Origin of the sequence: Azotobacter beijerinckii (assembly GCF_900110885.1) — a bacterium.
GTDB classification, from domain to species: domain Bacteria; phylum Pseudomonadota; class Gammaproteobacteria; order Pseudomonadales; family Pseudomonadaceae; genus Azotobacter; species Azotobacter beijerinckii.
The window spans coordinates 86,401-106,063 of sequence record NZ_FOFJ01000007.1 but is presented as its reverse complement, the minus strand read 5'-3'; the positions used below and the strand labels follow the sequence as shown (position 1 = coordinate 106,063).

14 protein-coding genes and 2 pseudogenes are annotated in these 19,663 nt (G+C 65.7%); 4 read left to right on the top strand and 12 right to left on the bottom strand.

Features of this window, described 5'->3' with window-relative positions:
* Nucleotides 1-4 precede the first annotated feature (4 nt).
* Genes BMY22_RS05710 through BMY22_RS05680 form a run of 7 tightly spaced genes read right to left on the bottom strand, consistent with a single transcriptional unit; the run spans nucleotide 5 to nucleotide 7,651 of the window.
* Complete coding sequence (locus BMY22_RS05710; RefSeq protein ID WP_090620250.1) at nucleotides 5-1,117, bottom strand: glycosyltransferase family 4 protein; 1,113 nt, start codon at nucleotides 1,115-1,117, stop codon at nucleotides 5-7.
* Complete coding sequence (locus BMY22_RS05705) at nucleotides 1,090-2,691, bottom strand: GumC family protein (RefSeq protein WP_090620249.1); 1,602 nt, start codon at nucleotides 2,689-2,691, stop codon at nucleotides 1,090-1,092. Before BMY22_RS05705 ends, BMY22_RS05710 begins: the two co-directional genes overlap by 28 nt.
* A 15-nt stretch (nucleotides 2,692-2,706) precedes the next feature.
* On the bottom strand, nucleotides 2,707-3,720 hold the full coding sequence (locus tag BMY22_RS05700; RefSeq protein WP_090620247.1) for a polysaccharide biosynthesis/export family protein: 1,014 nt from the start codon (nucleotides 3,718-3,720) through the stop codon (nucleotides 2,707-2,709).
* A gap of 22 nt (nucleotides 3,721-3,742) precedes the next feature.
* Nucleotides 3,743-4,414: a CpsD/CapB family tyrosine-protein kinase gene (locus BMY22_RS05695; protein ID WP_090620246.1), complete on the bottom strand. Its 672-nt coding sequence runs from the start codon at nucleotides 4,412-4,414 to the stop codon at nucleotides 3,743-3,745.
* Nucleotides 4,415-4,459: 45 nt separating this feature from the next.
* The gene (locus tag BMY22_RS05690; RefSeq protein WP_090620245.1) at nucleotides 4,460-5,227 is read right to left on the bottom strand and encodes a sugar transferase; all 768 of its coding nucleotides are present in this window, start codon (nucleotides 5,225-5,227) and stop codon (nucleotides 4,460-4,462) included.
* Nucleotides 5,184-6,302 carry an NAD-dependent epimerase gene (locus tag BMY22_RS05685; RefSeq protein ID WP_090620243.1) on the bottom strand — a complete coding sequence of 373 codons (1,119 nt, stop codon included), beginning with the start codon at nucleotides 6,300-6,302 and terminating at the stop codon, nucleotides 5,184-5,186. The genes BMY22_RS05690 and BMY22_RS05685 overlap by 44 nt, the downstream gene beginning before the upstream one ends.
* Nucleotides 6,299-7,651 (bottom strand): UDP-glucose dehydrogenase family protein, encoded by a 1,353-nt coding sequence (locus BMY22_RS05680; protein WP_090620242.1) that lies wholly within the window; start codon nucleotides 7,649-7,651, stop codon nucleotides 6,299-6,301. The genes BMY22_RS05685 and BMY22_RS05680 overlap by 4 nt, the downstream gene beginning before the upstream one ends.
* 360 nt (nucleotides 7,652-8,011) lie before the next feature.
* On the opposite strand from BMY22_RS05680, the gene hslO reads away from it, so the two are divergent.
* The 3 genes and pseudogenes from hslO to BMY22_RS24825 form a co-directional block, all read left to right on the top strand.
* Nucleotides 8,012-8,905, top strand: a complete 894-nt coding sequence (gene hslO / locus BMY22_RS05675) for an Hsp33 family molecular chaperone HslO (RefSeq protein ID WP_090620240.1) — start codon at nucleotides 8,012-8,014, stop codon at nucleotides 8,903-8,905.
* A 254-nt stretch (nucleotides 8,906-9,159) separates the two neighbouring features.
* A complete protein-coding gene (locus BMY22_RS05670) occupies nucleotides 9,160-10,704 on the top strand; it encodes a phosphoenolpyruvate carboxykinase (protein ID WP_090620239.1) in 1,545 nt (514 codons plus the stop codon).
* Nucleotides 10,705-10,933: 229 nt separating this feature from the next.
* Nucleotides 10,934-11,161, top strand: a pseudogene (locus BMY22_RS24825) (TSUP family transporter); the annotation flags it as partial.
* Between the two features lie 96 nt (nucleotides 11,162-11,257).
* On the opposite strand, the gene BMY22_RS05660 reads toward BMY22_RS24825, so the two are convergent.
* The 5 genes from BMY22_RS05660 to BMY22_RS05635 form a co-directional block, all read right to left on the bottom strand.
* On the bottom strand, nucleotides 11,258-11,506 hold the full coding sequence (locus BMY22_RS05660) for a DUF2790 domain-containing protein (protein WP_244158803.1): 249 nt from the start codon (nucleotides 11,504-11,506) through the stop codon (nucleotides 11,258-11,260).
* 281 nt (nucleotides 11,507-11,787) lie between these two features.
* On the bottom strand, nucleotides 11,788-13,077 hold the full coding sequence (gene fabF / locus BMY22_RS05650; RefSeq protein WP_090620236.1) for a beta-ketoacyl-ACP synthase II: 1,290 nt from the start codon (nucleotides 13,075-13,077) through the stop codon (nucleotides 11,788-11,790).
* A 122-nt stretch (nucleotides 13,078-13,199) separates the two neighbouring features.
* Complete coding sequence (locus BMY22_RS05645; protein WP_090620234.1) at nucleotides 13,200-16,289, bottom strand: efflux RND transporter permease subunit; 3,090 nt, start codon at nucleotides 16,287-16,289, stop codon at nucleotides 13,200-13,202.
* Nucleotides 16,286-17,401 (bottom strand): efflux RND transporter periplasmic adaptor subunit, encoded by a 1,116-nt coding sequence (locus BMY22_RS05640; RefSeq protein WP_090620233.1) that lies wholly within the window; start codon nucleotides 17,399-17,401, stop codon nucleotides 16,286-16,288. Before BMY22_RS05640 ends, BMY22_RS05645 begins: the two co-directional genes overlap by 4 nt.
* Nucleotides 17,402-17,484: 83 nt before the next feature.
* The gene (locus BMY22_RS05635; protein ID WP_090620232.1) at nucleotides 17,485-18,102 is read right to left on the bottom strand and encodes a TetR/AcrR family transcriptional regulator; all 618 of its coding nucleotides are present in this window, start codon (nucleotides 18,100-18,102) and stop codon (nucleotides 17,485-17,487) included.
* A 104-nt stretch (nucleotides 18,103-18,206) separates the two neighbouring features.
* On the opposite strand from BMY22_RS05635, the pseudogene BMY22_RS05630 reads away from it, so the two are divergent.
* Nucleotides 18,207-19,647, top strand: a pseudogene (locus BMY22_RS05630) (efflux transporter outer membrane subunit).
* Nucleotides 19,648-19,663: the final 16 nt, after the last annotated feature.

Below are 19,663 nucleotides of genomic sequence, written 5' to 3'. Positions count from 1 at the left end.
CGCATTACCCTCCGACCGCGTTGCAGTACAGCTGGCGCCAATGCTCGGCCTGGGCCGGCAGGTGGTAGTGGCGGAGCTGGGCGAGCCGGGCCTGGTCGGTCAGCGTCTGGCGCAGCGGCTTGTCGAGCAGCAGACGCCCGACCTGGGCGGTCAGCCCGGCAAGGTCGCCGGGCGGGCTGAGCAGGCCGGAGGCCTCGTGCTCGAGCATGTCGGGAATGCCGCCGACGGCGAAGGCGGCGACCGGCACGCCGGCCTGCATGGCCTCGAGCAGCACCATCGGCGTGCCTTCGCTGCGCGAGCTGATGACCAGCACGTCGAGGGCGCGCAGCCAGGCCGGCAGGTCCGTCCGGTAGCCGGGCAGGGCGATGCGCCCGCGCAGGCCGGCGGCATCGATGGATTGCTGCAGGGGATCGCGCAGCGGCCCTTCGCCGAGCAGTACGGCGTGCAGGCGGGGATCGCGATGGCAAAGTGCGATGGCCAGTTCGACGAACAGGTCCGGCCCCTTTTCCGCGCTGAGGCGTCCGACGAAACCGATCAGCGGCGCGGCGGGGGCCGTCGGCGGGCGCAGGTAGACGACCTCGGGGGCGGGCGGCAGGCCGTTGGGCAGCACGTGCAGCTTGCCGGCGCCGACCCCGGCCGCGCGGTGCTGGCGGGCGATGCTGTCGGCCACGCAGACCACCGCACGGACCTGCGGGGTGCGGCACAGCCGCAGGCTGAGCCAGGCGTAGAGGCGCTGCTTGCGGCTGCGCGGCGTGAAGCCGTGCTGGGTGGCGACCAGCGGCAGGCCGAGGCACCATGCACTCAGCCAGCCGTAGAGCAGCCCCTTGAATCCGTGGCCGTTGAGCAGCGTCGGCCGCTCGTCCGGCGGTCCCATCTGGCGCAGCAGGCTGCCCAGGCCGGTGCAGCGGGTCAGTTCCACGCCGGCCTCGCGAAAGCGCCGGGCCAGCGACTCCGGGCCGTCGAGCAGGAGCACCCGGTGTTCGCCGGGGGCGTACAGGCAATGCTCCAGGAGCATCCGCTCGAGGCCGTAGAAGCCGCCGCTGCTGAGCAGATGGGCGACCCGCAGCGGGGTTTTCTCCTGGCTGGCGCTCAGTCGCCGGCCCAGTGTCGAATCCATGGCAGGCTCCCGGGTTTGTGCGGATTGGGCAGCGCGCTGGGCTGCTCGGCATTGATGGTCATCAGCACGGGCAGGCCGAGCTGGCGCAGGAGCTGTTCGGGATGCTTGAAGCGATGGTCGAAGAACTCGCGGATGTAGCCCACGGCGACGGCCAGCAGCAGGGCGGTGAGCAGGCCGAGGGGGATGATCAGCAGGGGCTTGGGAAAGCTCGCCTCGGTGGGCTCGAAGGGCCGGCTGAGGACCTTGGCGTTGGACAGGCCGCCCTCCAGCTGGCTGCGGCTGCGGCTTTCCTCGTAGCGCTGGGTGTAGGTGAAGAAGGCCTGGTGGAGGGCCTCGATCTCGGTGTTGAGCTGGCGCAGGCCGCTCTGCGCGTCCTGCAGTTCGCGGATGCGGCCCTGGTACTCGTCGATCCGCGCGGTCTTCTGGGCGATCACCCCAGCGATGATTTCCAGGTCCTTGGTGCGCTCGCTGATGCGGTTGCTGACCACTTGGAGGAACTGTTGGCGGGTCCGGCTGATCTGCGCGTAGAGGTTTTGCATCGGCACGCTGTCCGAGCGGTAGACGTCGCTCTCGGCACCGTACTGGCCGATCTGCTCGATCAGCCGGTCGCCGAGCTGGCGGATCTCGCGGTCCTCGAAGGCGACCTTGTCGATGGTGCTGGCGAAGGTGTAGGGAAAGCCGTAGTCGGTCAGCCTGGCCTTGCGGGCCACGGCCAGGCTGTTCTGCAGGTAGTCCACCCAGCGCTGGTTCTCCAGCTGGCGGTCGCGGTACAGGTTGAGGGCCTGCTCTTCCTGGTTGATGGCGTTGAGGCGGAAGGTGATTTCCTCCTCGGGGTTGGCCGCGCGGATCCGTTCGAGCAGGGCGAGGCGCTGGCCTTCGAGGCCGCCTAGCTGTTCCTGGTACTGGGTCTTCTTCTGTTCGTAGAAGGCTTCCGGCAGGTCGTTGGAGTGCAACGCCTGGCGCCGCACCAGGTAGGTGTCGAGCAGGCGGTTGACGAACAGGGTGCCGAGGGCCGGATCGCTGGCCCGGTAGTGCACGGAGATGACGTTGGAGCCGGGCAGCGGGACGACGTCGAGGTCCTCCAGGGTCTCCAGGGTCAGTTTGTCGAGGCGGCTGTCGCGGGGTGGATCGACCGTGAGGCCGAGGGCACTGCGCAGCGGATCGAGCACCTGCGCGCGCAGGGGGACGAGCAGGTGCTCGCGCAGCGGAGCGAGCAGCCGATTGAGCAGGCCGTCGTCCTTCAGGACGAGGCCTTCCCCGCGCAGCGTGTCGAGGGTTTCCCGGACCAGCTCGGGGGAACTCAGGATGCTGCTTTCGGTTTCCATGTCGGCCAGGGTCGGCGGCAGGAACTTGTCGGTTTCCTGCTGCAGGGTGGCGCTGTTGGCCTCGGTCTGGGCAACCTTCTTCGACTGCACCATGACTTCCGCAGTGATCTCGAACGACTCCCGAAGCAGCAGCGGCAGCAGCAGGGTGAAGGCGGCGAAGACCAGGAACACCCGCTTGATCAGGCGTCGGTTGGCGAACAGCGTGGAGAAGAACTCATACAGGTGGTTCTCGGTCCTGAGGGCGTCCATCGCGAGGGGTCCTTGTCAGTTGGTTTTATACGTGAAGCCGAAGTTGAAGCCGCTGAAGAGCACCATGTTGGCCAGCTGGCGGGCGGTGTCGCCGGCGCGGACCAGGCCGGCCCGCGGCACGAAGAGCAGGTCGTCCGGCTGCAGGTAGGCCACGCTGGCCGCGGCGGCGTCGTCCTTGAGCAGCGACTTGAGGTCGTAGGTGCGCGCCAGCACCTCGCCGCCGCGGCGGTGCAGGACCAGCACCGAGTCCAGATCGGCGGTGACGGGGTTGTGCCCGCGCGCCAGGGTCAGCGCCTCCAGCACCGACACCGGCCGGCGCACCGGATAGGCGCCGGGCTGGCCGACCTCGCCGAGCACGTACACCTCGTTGGCGGCGGTGGACTTGAGCAGCACGTCGACCTGGATCGGCCCCACTTCGGTGCGGTAGCGCTCGTTCAGTTGCCGCTCGAGTTCGTCGCGGCTCATGCCGCCGAGCTGCATGCTGCCGAGCATCGGGAAGCTGGCGCGGCCGTCGGCGCCGACGGAGATTTCCCGGCTCATCCCGCTGTTCGGGCTGAACAGGGTGTCGCGCAGGTTCTGCGTGCGGCTCTGCGCCTTGGCCACGGAGACGGTGATCAGCGGCGTGCGCAGGGTTTCCCGGTAGCGCTCGACCATCAGGGCCTGGGCGTCCTCGACGGTCAGGCCGGCGACCTTCAGGCTGCCGACGTATTCCAGGTTGACGGTGCCGTCGGGCATCACCGTCTTGATGCCGGTCAGGCCCTTGGCGGTGGCGAACTGGATCTCCAGCTGGTCGCCGGGCTGGATGCGGTAGGCGTTGGGCGAGTCCATCTCGATGTGGAAGATCACGTCGAGCACGTCCTGCGGGCGCAGCACCTGGGTCACCGGGATCAGTTCGGTCTGCGTGGCCTGCGCCTCGGGGGCGGTCAGGAGGGTGGCGGGGATCGTGCGGCTGCTGGGCGGGCTGGAGCAGCCGGCCAGGCCGGCAAGGGCGAGGGTCAGGGCGAGCAGGCGGCGTGTCGGATTCTTCATGGCGTCGGTCCTGTCTGCAGGGTCAAAGAAGCTTGTAGAGCCACTTCGGCATATAGAACTTGCGGGCGTTGAACACGCTGCCCAACAGGTTGGCGTTGGCCTGCCGCAGGCGCTGCACGGCGGCCTGGGCGACTTCCCAGCGGGTTTCTTCGGCGCGGACCACCAGCACCACGCCGTCGGCCATGGCCGCCAGGGTCAGGCCGCTGGTGCCGCTGTAGACGGCTTCGGCGTCGATCACCACGAAACGGTAGCGGGCGGCCAGGCAGCCCAGCAGGCGCTGCAGGTCCTCGGCGGTGAAGCGGCCGCTCGCCGGGGAGGGATGGCCGAGCGGCAGCAGGTCGAAGGGCAGGTCGGGATGGCGCTGGATGCAGCGCCCGAACTGCTGCTCGGGGTGTTCGCTGTGCAGCAGTTCGAACAGGCCCGGGTCGGCCGCCATGCCCAGGCGCGAGCTGAGGCCGGTGGCCGACGGGCTGGCGTCGACCAGCAGGAGCTTGCCCTTGGCCGACTGGGCCAGTTGCCGGGCCATGCTCAGGGCGCTGGAGGTGGTCCCGCAGCCGCTGGTCGGGGCGATCAGCAGCAGGGTCCGGCAGGCCTGGTCGAGCACCGTGGCCGTCAGGTTGACTTCGCTGGGACTGAGGACGCGCTTGTCCTGCTCCAGCAATAGCTTGGTTTCCTCGGAACGGAGCATGGTCATGATGCTGACTCCCTGGTGCGTACACGGCCTGGATGGGATGAGGGTTCAGCTGGCGCCGTGGCCGCTGAACACTTCGATAGGGGTCTTCAGGAGAATCCACAGGTCCAGCAGGGGGCCCTGTCGGCGGATGTAGGCCATGTCGAGTTCGACCCGGTCGTCGAAGTCGACGTTGCTGCGCCCGGAGATCTGCCAGAGGCCGGTCATGCCCGGATAGATGCTCAGCCGGCCGAGGTGGTGCTGGTGGTAGCGGCTGGCGTTGAACGAGGTGGGCCGCGGGCCGACCAGGCGCATCTCGCCGCGCACCACGTTGATCAGGTTGGGTAGCTCGTCCAGGCTGGTGCGGCGCAGCCAGCGGCCGATCGGCGTGACCCGCGGATCGGCGTCGATCTTGAAGTCGATGGACTCGGGGCCGTGCTTGTTCAGATGGCGCAGCGACTCCTTGAGGGCCTCGGCGTTGGCCACCATGCTGCGGAACTTGAACATGCCGAAGCGGCGTCCGCGAAAGCCGGTGCGCTGCTGGACGAACAGCACGGGACCCGGGCTGCCCAGCTTGATCAGCAGGGCGATGCCCAGCAGCAGGGGAGAGAGCAGCAGCAGCAGCAGCAAGGCGGCGAGCGTTTCGCTGAGGCGCTTGGTGCGCGAAAGGGTCCAGGGGCGACCGCCTTGGCGCCCGATAAGCCAGCCGTGGTTGTGCACCCAGAGGGCGTTCTGGATTTTCTCGCGTTGCGAGGGGTCGATGCGTTTTTCCTGGGGGCTGGTTTGTCCGTCCTTAGCGAGGCTGGGTCCTTGGAGTGAGTTTCCCGGGGCATTCATTGCGCATTACCTCGTACGGCAGCTCCCCGCTCGCGGCGGGTTGAGGGGCCGCGGCATCGGGGCTGCCGATCCTGTAGTAGTGGCAAAACCAGGCGACGAAGCGCGCGAGGCCTTCTTCGAGGCTCACCTGGGGCTGAAAGCCGGTGTCCCGCTGTAGTTCCGAGACGTCGGCATAAGTGTCGAGCACGTCCCCGGGCTGCAAAGGCAGCAATTCTCGCAGGGCCTTGCGGCCCAGATGCCTTTCCAAGGTATCGATGTAGTCGGTGAGGGCGATCGGTCGATGCCCGCCGATGTTGTACAGGCGCCAGGGCGCCATGCTGCTTTCCGCCCGGGGCCGTTCGCGGTCCCAGAGCGGATCGGGCTGGGGCGGCTGCGGGAGCAGCCGCACCAGTCCTTCGACGACGTCGTCGATGTAGGTGAAGTCGCGCCGGTGCTGGCCATGGTTGAACAGGCGCAGCGGCCGCCCCTCGACGATGGCCTGGGCGAACTGGATCGGCGACATGTCCGGCCGGCCCCAGGGGCCGTAGACGGTGAAGAAGCGCAGGCCGGTGGCGGGAATGCCGAACAGGTGGCTGTAGCTGTGGGCCATCAGCTCGTTGGCCTTCTTGGTCGCGGCGTACAGCGACAGCGGATGGTCGACGTTGTCCTGCACCGAATAGGGGGTGTGCTGGTTGGCGCCGTACACCGAGCTGGACGAGGCGTAGATCAGGTGCTGCACCGGCTGCCGGCGGCAGCCTTCGAGAATGTTCAGAAAGCCCGCCAGGTTGCTCTGCACGTAGTCCTGCGGATGGCTCAGCGAATGGCGCACGCCGGCCTGGGCGGCGAGGTGCACCACCGCCTCCGGGCGCTGGCTGGCGAAGAGTTCGGCGATGCCGGTGGCATCGTCGAGATCCAGCCGCCACAGCGGAAAGTCGCCGGCCTCGCGGCGCACCCAGCGCACCCGGTCCTCCTTGAGGGCCGGGTCGTAGTAGCCGTTGAAGTTGTCCAGGCCGATCACCCGATGGCCGTCGAGCAGCAGCCGGCGCACGCAGTGGGCACCGATGAAGCCGGCGGCGCCGGTGACCAGGACCTTCATTGCGCGCCCCCCTGCGGGTCGACGTAGGGCAGGCCGATGCCCAGGTAGCGCAGGCCGGCGGCCGCCGCTTGCTGGGGGCTGTAGAGGTTGCGTCCGTCGACGATCAGGCGGTCGCGCAGTTGGTGGGCGAGCAGTTCGAAGTCGACCACCCGGAAGGCCTTCCATTCGGTGCAGATGACCAGCGCGTCGGTGTCCTGCAGGGTGTCGTCGCGGGTAGCGCAGAGCACCAGATCGTCGCGGTAGCCGTACAGGCGCCGGCATTCGGACATCGCCTCCGGGTCGAAGGCGCGCACCGTCGCGCCGGCGTGCCACAGCGCCTCCATCAGGTAGCGGCTGGGTGCCTCGCGCATGTCGTCGGTGTTCGGCTTAAAGGCCAGCCCCCAGAGGGCGATGGCCTTGCCGGCCAGTCCCTCGGGGTAGAGCTTCTGCAGCTTGTGGAACAGCACCAGGCGCTGCGTTTCGTTGACGTCCTGGACGCTCTGCAGCAGGCGCAGCGGCTGGCCGCTGGCGCTGGCGGTGTGCAGCAGGGCGCGCAGGTCCTTGGGAAAGCAGGAGCCGCCGAAGCCGCAGCCGGGGTAGATGAAGTGGTAGCCGATGCGCGGGTCGGAGCCGATGCCCCGGCGCACCGCCTCGATGTCGGCGCCCAGGCGCTCGGCGAGGTTGGCCAGCTCGTTCATCAGGCTGATGCGCGTGGCCAGCATGGCGTTGGCCGCGTATTTGGTCAGCTCCGCGCTGCGGTTGTCCATGAAGATCAGCTTGTCGCGGCTGCGGCAGAAGGGCGCGTAGAGCTCGGCGAGCTGGGCGCGGGCCAGTTCGTCGTCGCTGCCGACGATGATCCGGTCGGGACGGACGCAGTCGTTGACCGCGCTGCCCTCCTTGAGGAACTCCGGGTTGGAGACCACCCGCACCGCCAGCCGGTCCTTGCCCAGGCGGTCGAGTTCGGCGCGGGCGACCGCTTCCACCTGGCTGGCGGTACCCACCGGTACGGTGGACTTGATCACCAGCGTGCAGTCGGCCTGCATGTGGCTGGCGATCTCGCGGGTCACCCCCAGCACGTGGCGCAGGTCGGCGGAGCCGTCCTCGTCCGAGGGGGTGCCGACGGCGATGAAGATCAGCTGGCCGTGGATCACCGCATCGCTGGCCTGGGTGCTGAAGAACAGCCGCCCCTCGCGCAGGTTGTCGTCGATCATCGCGGAAAGACCGGGCTCCTGGATGGGCGGTACCGCCCGCTGCAGCTGCTTGATCTTCACTTCGTCGATGTCGACGCAGAGAACGCGGTGCCCGACGTCGGCCAGGGCAGCGGCCTGGACCAGTCCGACGTATCCGGTACCGAAAACGCTCACATCCATGTTTGGTGTGCCTCGTTGAGAGGGAATGCGGTGATACAGGTATAGGCGGTCGAGCGAGGACACTGTCAAGCACGGAGCCTGATGTCTCCGTGCCACTCGTGGGGTGGCATAACGATGGCCGCCTTGACCCTGTAACCCCTTCAATTCCTTATATTTTTAAGGGTGGTTGGAGTATCGGTTAGGAGCGGGAAATTATCGCTTCACCCGACGAGTGGTAGGGTATGGCCGAATAATGACGGAAAGCTTGGAGGTCCCGGCCTTTCTTCCTAGAATTCCCCGGCGAGTCGGCCGCCTGTGGCGGTTGTTCCGACTTCGCGGACTGGCCATCGCCAGCCCCGTCTCCAGCCATGGCCAGCCGATATGCCCGATTTCGATTTCACCCAACGCTTTCTCTTTGACGACACCGACGTGCGCGGCGAATTGGCCGACCTGCGCGGCAGCTACGCCGAGGTGCTGGCCAAGCACCCCTATCCCGAACCGGTCGCCCAACTGCTCGGCGAGCTGCTCGCCGCCGCTGCGCTGCTGGTCGGTACCCTCAAGTTCGACGGCCTGTTGGTGTTGCAGGCGCGTTCCTCGGGGGCGGTGCCCCTGCTCATGGTCGAGTGCTCCAGCGAGCGCGAGGTGCGCGGCATCGCCCGCTATCACGCCGAGCAGATCCCGACCGACGCCGGGCTGCGCGAGCTGATGCCCGAGGGCCTGCTGACCCTGACCGTCGATCCCGCCCAAGGGCAGCGCTACCAGGGTATCGTCGAACTGCAGGGCGACAGCCTGGCCGACTGCCTGTCCGGCTATTTCGCCAGCTCGGAGCAGCTGCCGACGCGCTTCTGGCTCAACGCCGACGGCCGTCGCGCCCGCGGTTTCCTGCTCCAGCAGCTGCCCGGCGAGCGCCTGAAAGATGCCGAGGCGCGCGCGGCCAGCTGGGAGCACCTGGTCACCCTGGCCGATACCCTGACCGCCGAGGAACTGCTCGGGCTGGACAACGAAACCCTCCTGCACCGCCTCTATCACCAGGAGGCCGTGCGCCTGTTCGAGCCGCTGCCGCTGCGTTTTCACTGCAGCTGTTCGCGCGAGCGCTCGGCCAACGCCCTGTCCAGCCTGGGGCACGCGGATGCCGAGCAACTGCTGAGCGAGCGCAGCGGTCTGGTGGTGGTCGACTGCCAGTTCTGCAACCAGCGCTACGAGTTCGATGCCACCGATATCGCCCAGCTGTTCGCCGGTGGCGGCAGCGAGGAGCCCTCGACGACGCGGCATTGAGTGCTCGGCGGGGTTACCCGCAACGGCGGTTTCCTGCTCGTCCCGGGGGATTCCTGTCGTGCTTGTGATCCATGGCAACGATGTGGCACGGCTTGGGGCGCAGCATTGAACCTTTGCCGGACTAACGGCTCCTACTGTGTCGTCGGCTTTTCTGGCATAATCGACGCACTTTTTTTATCTTTTATCTGTAGCGTGACCGGATGTCGCGCTACAAAAACGTATGGAGGAATCGGCCACAAGCCGATCGGACGCACATGACGCAAGCCACTCAAGCCGTGTTTACCGACATCAGCGCCGCCCAACTGGTAGAAGAAGCCATCCGCCGCGGAGAGGGCGAGCTGGCCGCCAACGGCTCGTTGGTGGTCCGGACCGGCCATCGTACCGGGCGTTCCCCGACCGACCGCTTCATCGTCGAGGAGCCGGGTACCCAGCACAAGATCGCCTGGGGCAGCATCAACCGTCCGTTCCCCGTCGACAAGTTCGAAGCGCTCTGGCTGCGGGTCGAAGCCTATCTCGCCGAGCGCGATCGCTTCGTTTCGCACGTCCATGTAGGTGCCGACCCGGAGCACTACCTGGCGGTCAAGATGAGCACCGAGACCGCCTGGCATAACCTGTTCGGCCGCTGCCTGTTCATCAATCCGGAAAAATTCAATCCCGCCGGCAAGAGCGAATGGCAGATTCTCAACGCGCCCTATTTCGAATGCGTGCCGGAGCGCGACGGCACCGCCTCCGAGGGCTGCGTGATCATCAACTTCGCCGCCAAGAAGGTCCTGCTGGCCGGCATGCAGTACGCCGGCGAGATGAAGAAGGCGATGTTCTCCGTGCAGAACTTCCTGCTGCCGGAACTCGACGTGCTGCCGATGCACTGCGCCGCCAACATGGGCGAAGAGGGCGACGTGACCCTGTTCTTCGGCCTGTCCGGCACCGGCAAGACCACCCTCTCCGCCGACCCGGGCCGCTACCTGATCGGCGACGACGAGCACGGCTGGGGTGTGGGCACCGTGTTCAACATCGAGGGCGGCTGCTATGCCAAGTGCATCGACCTGTCCGAGAAGAACGAGCCGGTGATCTGGAAGGCCATCCAGTTCGGCGCCGTGCTGGAAAACGTGGTGCTCGATCCCCGCAGCCGCCAGCCCGACTACGCCGACAGCAGCCTGACCCAGAACAGCCGCGCCGCCTATCCGCGCGAGCTGATCGAGAAGCGCGTGGCGGACAACCGCGCCGGCGAGCCCAATGCGGTGATCTTCCTCACCTGCGACCTGACCGGCGTGCTGCCCCCGGTGTCGATCCTCGACAACGAGCAGGCGGCCTACCACTTCCTGTCCGGCTACACTGCGCTGGTCGGCTCCACCGAGATGGGCTCCGGCAGCGGCATCAAGTCGACTTTCTCGACCTGCTTCGGCGCGCCTTTCTTCCCGCGCCCGGCCGGCGAGTACGCCGAGCTGCTGATCAAGCGCATCCAGGGCTACGACTCCAAGGTGTATCTGGTCAACACCGGCTGGACCGGCGGCGGCTACGGCGTCGGCAAGCGCTTCAACATCCCGACCACCCGCGGCGTGATCGCGGCGATCCAGAGCGGCGCGCTGATCGGCGTCGAGACCGAGCGCCTGCCGATCATCAACCTGGACGTGCCGAAGGTGGTGCCGGGGGTCGAGACCCAGCTGCTCAACCCGCGCAACACCTGGGCCGACAAGAGCGCCTACGACGAGGCGGCGCGCACCCTGGCCAGGCAGTTCATCGAGAACTTCAAGAAGTTCGACGTCTCCGACGCCATCCGCAACGCCGGTCCGCTGCTGTAAGCCGCAGCGCGTGGTGAAGAGGCCGCCTCCGCAGACTGTGTGAAAACCTGGCAGTCGGTGGGGCGGATGAGGACAATGCCCGTATCGTAAGATACGGGCATTGTCATTTATGGCTTGCATCCGCAGCCAATCCCCCGACCAGGACAGCCTCGGCGCGCCGGCAACTGAGCATCAAGCAGCTCAAGCGTCAGCAGGCGGCCCTGTCAGGCCCTGATGGAGGCGCAGTAGTAGCCAGGTCGTCGCCCAGGGCCTTTCGCTGGCGCTGGCCGCGCCCAGCACGGTGGTCAGCCTGGTCACCTACGCCCTGCACGGACGGGTCGACTGGATGCTGGGCATTTCCCTGGCGATCGGCGGTCTGTTTGGCGTTGGCGTTGGCGTTGGCGTTGGCTGGGGCGTGCGGATGGCCCATGCGTTGCCGGAGCGGGCATTGGTTCTGCTGTTCTGCGGTCTTATGTCGTGCTTCTGCTGCTCGACTAATGCAGCCAGCACGGCAAGGAGGGAGTCCCGTCAACTCCTGTACCCCACGTCCCTGTGGGGACAGGAAGGCGGCGCATCAGGTCTTCAGGAGACAGCCGGCGGATAGTTTGCGATAGGCGACGACCTTGGTTTCGCCGGCGGAGTCCAGGTAGGTCATCCTGGCGTCGACGATCCTGCAGACATAGGGATCGTAGGGCGTCTCGATGGAGATGACCCTGGCGATATCCAGGGGGAGGCCGTAGCGGTACTGCTGGACGGGCGGTTCGGCGGCCTGGGCGAGGGAGACCGCGCAGCAGAAGGGCAACACCAGATACGAACGTTTCATGTCGATCACTGTCGTTCTCAGGAGGTGACTGCACGGAATGTCAGAAGAAACCTTACCGGGTTGCCAACTGCAATCACGCGGGTGAGCTCATAGATCGGGAGGTTCCATGGCTCCACCGCGAGCAGGACGCCGATCGGGTGGAATTCGATCCAGCTATCACCAACGTCATTGGCGAAAGGTCGTAGCCGAGCGGTGCGAAGGCCTCGCTCGCCGCCTGTACCAGCCTCTCGCCGCCTGGCCAACCGGGCCTCTTGCAATCCAGGCTTCCCGGGTCAGAGGTTTCATCGGAATGGTTCCCAGCGACGAAACAGCACGCTGGCATTGACACCACCAAACCCGAACCCGTTTGACAGGGCGTACTGGATCGGCATTTTCCGCGCGACCAGGCCAACCAGATCGAGTCCGTCAGCCGCGTCGTCGGGATCAACGAGGTTCAGTGTGGGTGGGACGATCTGATCGCGTAGCGCCAGGATGGTGAAGATGGCCTCGATCCCGCCTGCCGCCCCCAGTAGATGGCCGGTACTGGATTTGGTCGATGTGATCGCCACGCCCGATCCGGTCCCGAAGACGGACCGAATGGCGGCCAGCTCGCCCCGGTCTCCAACTTGAGTGGAGGTCGCATGTGCATTGATGTGCTGCACATCGCCCGAGGCAATACCGGCCTGCCGCAACGCCTGCTCCATTGCGCGTCGAGCGCCGCTACCGTTCTCCGGGCCCGCGGTCAGGTGATAGGCATCGGCGCTGGTGCCGTAGCCGACCAGTTCCGCCAGTGGCCGTGCGCCGCGTGCCAGCGCATGTTCCAGCGATTCGATCACCAGCAGGCCGGCGCCTTCGGCCATGACGAAGCCATCCCGGTCGCGGTCGAACGGACGCGACGCTTGCTGGGGGCGGTCGTTGAATCCAGTGGACAACGCACGCGCCGCAGCAAAGCTTCCGAGGGTAACGCGATGGATCGCGGCCTCGGTCCCGCCGCACACTGCAATATCCGCTTCGCCGCTACGGATCAGCCGGGCCGCATCACCGATGGCTTGCGCCCCGGCCGCGCAGGCGGTCACCGGTGCCCCGAGCGGCCCCTTGAAGCCGTGCCGGATGGAGACGTGCCCGGCCGCCATATTGGCGAGAAACGAAGGCGCGGTGAATGGCGAGAGCCGGCGCGGCCCGCGCTCGTCCGTGGTGCGCACGGCCTCGGCGATGGCACCGAACCCACCGACACCGGATGCAATGATGGTTGCGGTTCGCTGCCGTTGTTCCTCGTCTGCCGGCTGCCAGGCCGCCTGCGCCAAGGCTTCCTGAGCGGCAACGAGCGCAAACTCGATGAAGCGATCCATCTTCTTGCGCTCCTTGGCGGCGACGATTCGCTCCGGGTCGTAGCCCGCCTGTCTGTCCTCCTCCAGCGTTGGCACCCGCCCGCCTACAGCGCAGCCGGTACCATCGGCCAGATCGGCAGGCAGGGCACGGATGCCCGACTGTCCCGCCAACAGACGGGACCAGACCGTCTCGGTGCCGCACCCCAGTGGTCCGACGGTACCTGTCCCCGTCACCACGATACGAACTGCATTACGGACACTCATCGTCTACCTCGCTTGTCACACGGTCGGCTGCCTCGCAGCGAGCACCGTTTGCTTCTTTCTGGCCGCATATCGGTTATCTCTGGTGAGCGAACACATCTACATCCGATCACCTCAAGCCCCGGTCATGCGTGCTGCGCCTCCATGGGGCGGGTGACTGTGCCGGGCCCGATCTTGAACCAGATGGAATACATGGCCGGCAGGAACACCAGGGTCAGTACGGTTCCTGCGAACGTGCCGCCGATCAGCGTGTAGGCGAGCGTTCCCCAGAACACCGAATGGGTCAGCGGGATGAAGGCCAGGATTGCCGCCAATGCGGTCAGGATCACCGGGCGGGCACGCTGCACGGTTGCCTCGACGACTGCATGAAACGGGTCCAATCCCGCCTGCTCGTTGTGGTGGATCTGTCCGATCAGAATCAGCGTGTTGCGCATCAGGATGCCTGATAGCGCAATCAGACCGACCAACGCATTGATGCCGAACGGCTGCTGAAAAAGAATCAGCGTAGGCACCACGCCGATCAGCCCCAGCGGACTGGTGAGAAAGACCATGGCCATCGCGGAAATCGAGCGCACCTGAAAAATGAGGATGATCAGGGTGATCGCCAGCATGATGGGAAACAGCGGCAACATCGCCACCGTCGCCTTGCCTGACTCTTCGATGGAGCCTGCCTGCTCGATGCGATAGCCGCTCGGCAGTTTCTCCATGATGGGCTGTAGCTGCCGGGTGATGGCCGTTGACACATCCGGCGGCTGCAAACCATCGGCAATGTCGCCCCGCACGGTGATCGTCGGCATGCGGTCGCGCCGGCGCATGATCGGTTCCTCCGTGCGCACATCGACCTTGCCGACCTGCGACAGCGGGATGCGTTGCCCGTTGACGCCCGCCAGGGTGAAGTCCGCGATCCTGGCCGGATCGAAGCGGGTGTCCCCGGCCGAACGGGCCACTACCTGCACCGTGCGGATGTCCTCGCGCACGGCGGTAACGGGCACACCGCTCAGCAGGAACTGCAGTTGTTGCGCGACGGCGCTGGAGGTCAGCCCCACAGCCTGCAAGCGGTCCTGCTGCAAGGTGAAATGCAGCGTGGGCGTGCGCGTGCCCCAGTCGGTGTTGACCGTGCGCATCATCGGGCTGGCATTCATGACCTGCTGCACGTCGGTGGCGATGTCGCGCAGCTTTTCCGCATCCGGGCCGGTGACGCGGTAGGCGACCGGAAACGGCGAATACGGGCCGAACACGAGTTGGGTGACACGCACGCGCGCCTCGGCGGCGAGGCCCTCGGAAATCGCCTGGCGCAGCCGATGTTTCAACGCCTCGCGCTCTTCCTGGTTGTCCGTGCGGACCACGATCTTGGCAAATGACGGATCAGGCAGTTCCGGCCCCATTGCCATGTAGAAGCGCGGCGCGCCCTGGCCGACGTAAGCCGTGACGATCCTGGCTTTGTCCTGCCCGGCCAGCCAGGCTTCCACCTTCGCCGTGGCGGCGCTGGTCTGGGCGATCGAGGTGCCGTAGGGCATCTGCACCTCGACCAGCACCTCGGGCCGATCGGAGATCGGAAAGAACTGCTTCTTGACCAGCCCCATGCCGAGTATGGCCAGGACGAAAAGGCCGACCACCGCACCGGCGACCAGCCATTTGTATGCGATGACGCGCCCCAGCACCCGGCGAAAGCGGTTGTAGCGCGGCGTATCGTAGAGCGCCTCGTGGCCGCCTTCGACCTTGTTGAAGTGAGGCAGCAGCTTGACGCCGAAGTAGGGCGTGAAAACCACCGCCACCAGCCACGACGCAACCAGTGCGATGCCGACGATCCAGAACATATTGCTGGTGTATTCGCCCGCCGTGGAGCGGGCGAAGCCATTGGGCATGAAGCCCACGGCCGTCACCAGCGTGCCCGACAGCATCGGCGCGGCGGTATGGCTCCAGGCATAGGCGGAAGCGGCGATGCGGCTGTAGCCTTCCTCCATCTTCACCACCATCATTTCGATGGCGATGATGGCGTCGTCCACCAGCAGGCCCAGGGCCAGGATCAGGGAGCCCAGGGTGATGCGGTCGAAGTTCTTGCCGGTCGCGGCCATCACCACGAAGACCACCGCCAGCGTCAGCGGCACGGCCGCGGCGACCACCACGCCCACACGCCAGCCCATGCTGATAAAGCTCACCAGCATGACCACCAGCAGCGCGACGAAGAACTTGACCATGAACTCATCGACCGCCGAGCTGATGTTGACGGCCTGATCCGTGACCTTGCTCAGGCTCATGCCCAGCGGCAGCTCGGCGTTGATCGCACGCACCTCGCTGTCCAGCGCCTTGCCCAGGTCGAGACCGTTCCAGCCTTCGCGCATGACGATGCCCAGCAGCAAGGCAGGTTCGCCGCCGTTGCGAATCATGAACGTCGCCGGGTCTTCATAGCCACGCTTGACGGCGGCGATGTCCGACAGCTTCAGCGTGCGGCCCTGCGCCACGACCGGCGTGTCGCGGATCTTCTGCAATTCGTCGAAGGCGCCGTCCAGGCGAATGAACACCTCCGGCCCCTTGGTTTCCACCGAGCCCGCCGGCGTCAGGGCATTCTGGCTATTGAGCGCGGCGAACACCTCCTGCGGGCCGACGCCCAAGGTTGCCAGGCGTTCATGCGAGAGCTCGACATAGACGCGCTCGGACTGCTCGCCGACGATGTTGACCTTCTTCACCCCCGGCACGTGCAGCAGCCGCTGGCGCAGCGCCTCCGCGTCGCGTACCAGCAAGCGCTGCGGCTCGCCCTTGGCCTTGAGGGCGAACAGGGCAAAGGTGACATCCGCGTATTCGTCGTTGACCATCGGCCCGATCACGCCAGACGGAAGCTCCTTCGCCTCGTCGCCGATTTTCTTGCGGGCCTGGTAGAACTCCTCCTGCACTTGCGAAGGCGGTGTGCTGTCGAGCAAGGTCAAGGTCGTGAAGGCCAAGCCGGGTCTTGTGTAGGTATCGGTACGGTCGTACCAGCGCAGCTCCTGCAGGCGCTTTTCGATCTTCTCGGCGACTTGGTCCTGCATTTCCTGTGCGGTGGCCCCGGGCCAGGCGGTAACAATGGTCATCACCTTGACCGTGAAAGCTGGGTCTTCCGCCCGACCCAACTTGAAGAACGCAATGAGCCCGGCCAACGAAATCAGACAGATCAGGAACAAGGTGATGGAGCGCTCACGTACGGCGAGCGCTGACAGGTTGAAACGGCCTTCGCTCACGGACGGACTCCCTCGGCCGCCGCGACGGCGGCTTGACCAGCCACCCGCACCTGCTGGCCGTCGTGCAGCAGGTGCGCGCCGAGCGCGACTATCCGCTCGCCTTGCTTGAGCTGACCGGTGATGCGCGCCCCCTCATCGTCCAGGTGCTGGACCGCGACCGGCTGCCAGTGAACCTGCGTTGGTTCGCCCTGGATGACCCACACTCCGGGGCCCTTGCCTGCGTCGTACAGGGCGCCGATCGGTACCCGCAAGATGCCTTGCATGGAGGAATGCCCAGCCGGGATCTGCAGGGTGACCGTGGTGCCCAACGGCGCGTTGGCCAGTTCCCCTTCCAGTACATAGCGCGCCTCGAAGGTGCGGGTCAGTCGATCTGCAGCATCCGATAGCTGCCGGAGCTTGGTCGGAACGCTAACGTCCTCTTTGCCGAAGAGCGTGGCCTGTGCGGCGGAACCGACTGCCGGGCGCAGGGTTTCCGGCAACTGGATAAGCGCTTCACGGGGCCCGGCATGAGCCAAGCGCACCACGACTTGGCCGGCATTGACGACTTGGCCGGGTTCGACCAACGTTTCCATGACAATGCCATCGGCATCGGCCAGCAACTCGGCATAACGGGTGGCGTTGAGGGCAACTTCAGCCTGGGCCTCGGCCGCACTGAGCTGGGCTTTGGCGGCATCCGCCGCAGCCTTGACCTGATCGTAGGCCGACGCCGATATCGCGCCGGTTCCGCGCAGGTTGCGGTAGCGGGCTTCATCCTCAGCCGTTTGCTGCGCCCGCGCTCGCGCAGCGGCGACCGCTTCGCGCTGTGCATGCGCGGCGAGCTTCAGATCGACGGGATCGATACGCATGAGTGGCTGGCCGCGTTTGACGGTTTGCCCCGTATCCACAAGCCGCTCCAGCACCTTGCCGGAGACGCGAAAGCCCAGGTCGCTCTGGACACGAGCCGCTACGGTCCCGGTGAAGGCGCGTGGCGCAGGGGTTGCCCCCTGAACGATGGCGGCACGCACCAGCGGCGCTTCGGCGCGTGGATCGGATTGTGTTTTTTCGCCGCAGGCGACCAACGCAAACGGCAATACGTAGATGACGGTTGGTAAAAAGAGGCGGCGCCGGAGCATGAGAGTCCCATCGACGAATCGGTCAGGGCTCTTACTCTGAATCTAGTGACTAAAGTAGTCAATAGTCACGGCACCTCCCCGTCTCAGGGCGACAGGCTGCGCAGCACCAGGCCAGACAGCTGGGCGGGCGCTTCGTCGGTGTAGTCGAAGCTGTGCTGCAAGAGCAGCGGGTTGAGGTAAGGACGCATGACCAGATAGATCGCCATCACGGTTTCATCGAGGGGCGTCTTGCGCTCGAAGTCTCCGGTTTGCCGACCTTCCTGCAAGATGTCCTGAAGCAACTTCCGAATGCGCTCTTCATAAGCGAGCGCCGCCTGCCAGCGCTCGGTTGCCGCCGAAGCCGCAATCTCGTAGAGCTTACGGTCCTGGAAAAACAGGCGAAGGCTCGCCTCGACGATCGCCTTGAACATCCGCCGCAGCTTCTCCGGCGGTCGATCGGCCTCATCGACGGCCGCTCTGACCTCGGCCTCGATCTGGCGCAGGCAATTCGCGCAGATCATCTCGCCAATGGCCTGCTTGGACTCGAAGAACTTGTAGATGTAGGCCTTGGAAAAACCGATAGCTTTGGCGAGATCGGAGACGGTCGTCTTCTCGTAGCCATACCGGCTGAAGTGCTCGGTAGCTGCGACAACGATTTGATCTCGCACCTCGTGATCGGCCGGGCCGCGGGCCGAAACTGAATTAGTGACTGCTTTGCTCATGGTTTACAGCTTACTGCCAGTCTTAAAAGGGGATAGCACGTGACCAATATGTATTATGGTCACCATTATTCTGCTCGCCATATCTCCTGCTCCGGAAGAAGCCCATGCTACCCAGGCGCACCCTTGCCATGCTCATCAGTGCCAGCCTCTCGGCAGGCTGCGCCATCGGTCCAGACTACGTTCGCCCCGACATGCCCTTGCCGGAACGATATCTGGGCCAGGCGGCAGTAGATCAACGGCATGCCACTGCCAGCGCCGATCTCGTCGCATGGTGGACGGGTTTCGGCGACCCGCAACTAACTCGATTCGTGATACTTGCGCTGGAGCAGAACCTCGATCTCGCGCAGGTGCCCGCTCGCGTCGCTCAAGCGCGTGCGGGACTCGGGGCGGCAAATGCCGCCTTGTTGCCTTCCGGCAACATCAACGGCCAAGCAGCCAGAACCTACCAGTCGGTTGAAACGCCGTTGGGGCAAGTCCTTGACTCGACGCCCGATTTCGACCGCTATGGCAATGCCTGCGAAGTCAATCTTGGCGCGAGCTGGGAACTGGACCTATTCGGCGGCCTGCGTCGTGGGCGCGAAGCGGCGCTTGCCGAGTACCAAGCTTCGGAGGCCGATGCGACTGCAACACAGTTGGCTGTGGCGGCACAGGCCGTCGACATTTACATCAGCATCCGTGGATTGCAAGCCCGCCTTGACGTTGCACACTGGCAGGTACAAACGCAGCAGGACTTGCTCTCAACTGTCAACCTTCTTTATGGCAAAGGGTTGGCAGCCGAATATCAAAGGCGACAGGTTGAAGGCGCGCTTGCCCAGGTCCAGGCTCCGTACCGGTTCTCGAGACAGGTCTGGACGCAACGATGAACGTATTGGATGTGATGCCGGGCTCGTCACTCGGCACGTATCGGGTGGAACTGGCCGAGGTCGGCGCCATCCCGGTTGCCCCGCAGATCGTGGCCACGGGATCGCCGGGTGAGTTGCTCAGGCGCCGGCCCGATTGGATTGCGGCCGAGCGCCGCCTTGCCGTATCGAACGCGCGAATCGGCGTCGCCATCGCCGAGTATTATCCCAAGCTCTCCCTGAGTGGACTGATTGGCAGCGCGACATCGGTGTCCGGTGGCAACCTGTTCAGTAACGGTGCCAGCCAGGCCGCCGGCATGCTGGGCCTGCGCTGGCGTCTGTTCGATTTCGACCGCATCAGCGCGCAGATCCACTCGGCCAGGGGCCAGGAGGCCGAAGTACTGGCTGCTTATCTGCATGCAACCGAGGACGTAGAAAATGCCTTCTCGGCTCTGGTCAAGCGCGGGGAGCAAGCTACCGTACTCGCCCGGGGTCACTCGGGCGCGTGCGAGGAGCTTCGTTTGCGGCATACCAAAAAGGTGTCGTCAGCCTGATTGAAGTCCTGAAGGCCGACGAAGACTTGCTACATGCTTCCGATGCGCGAGCCCAGGCGCAGACGGAATCAGTGCGAGTAGGCATCGCTGTCTTCAAGGCACTTGATGGGGGTTGGCAATCCCGCAAGTCCGAAACGGTAGCAACCGGGTAACAGACGGTCAGCGAAA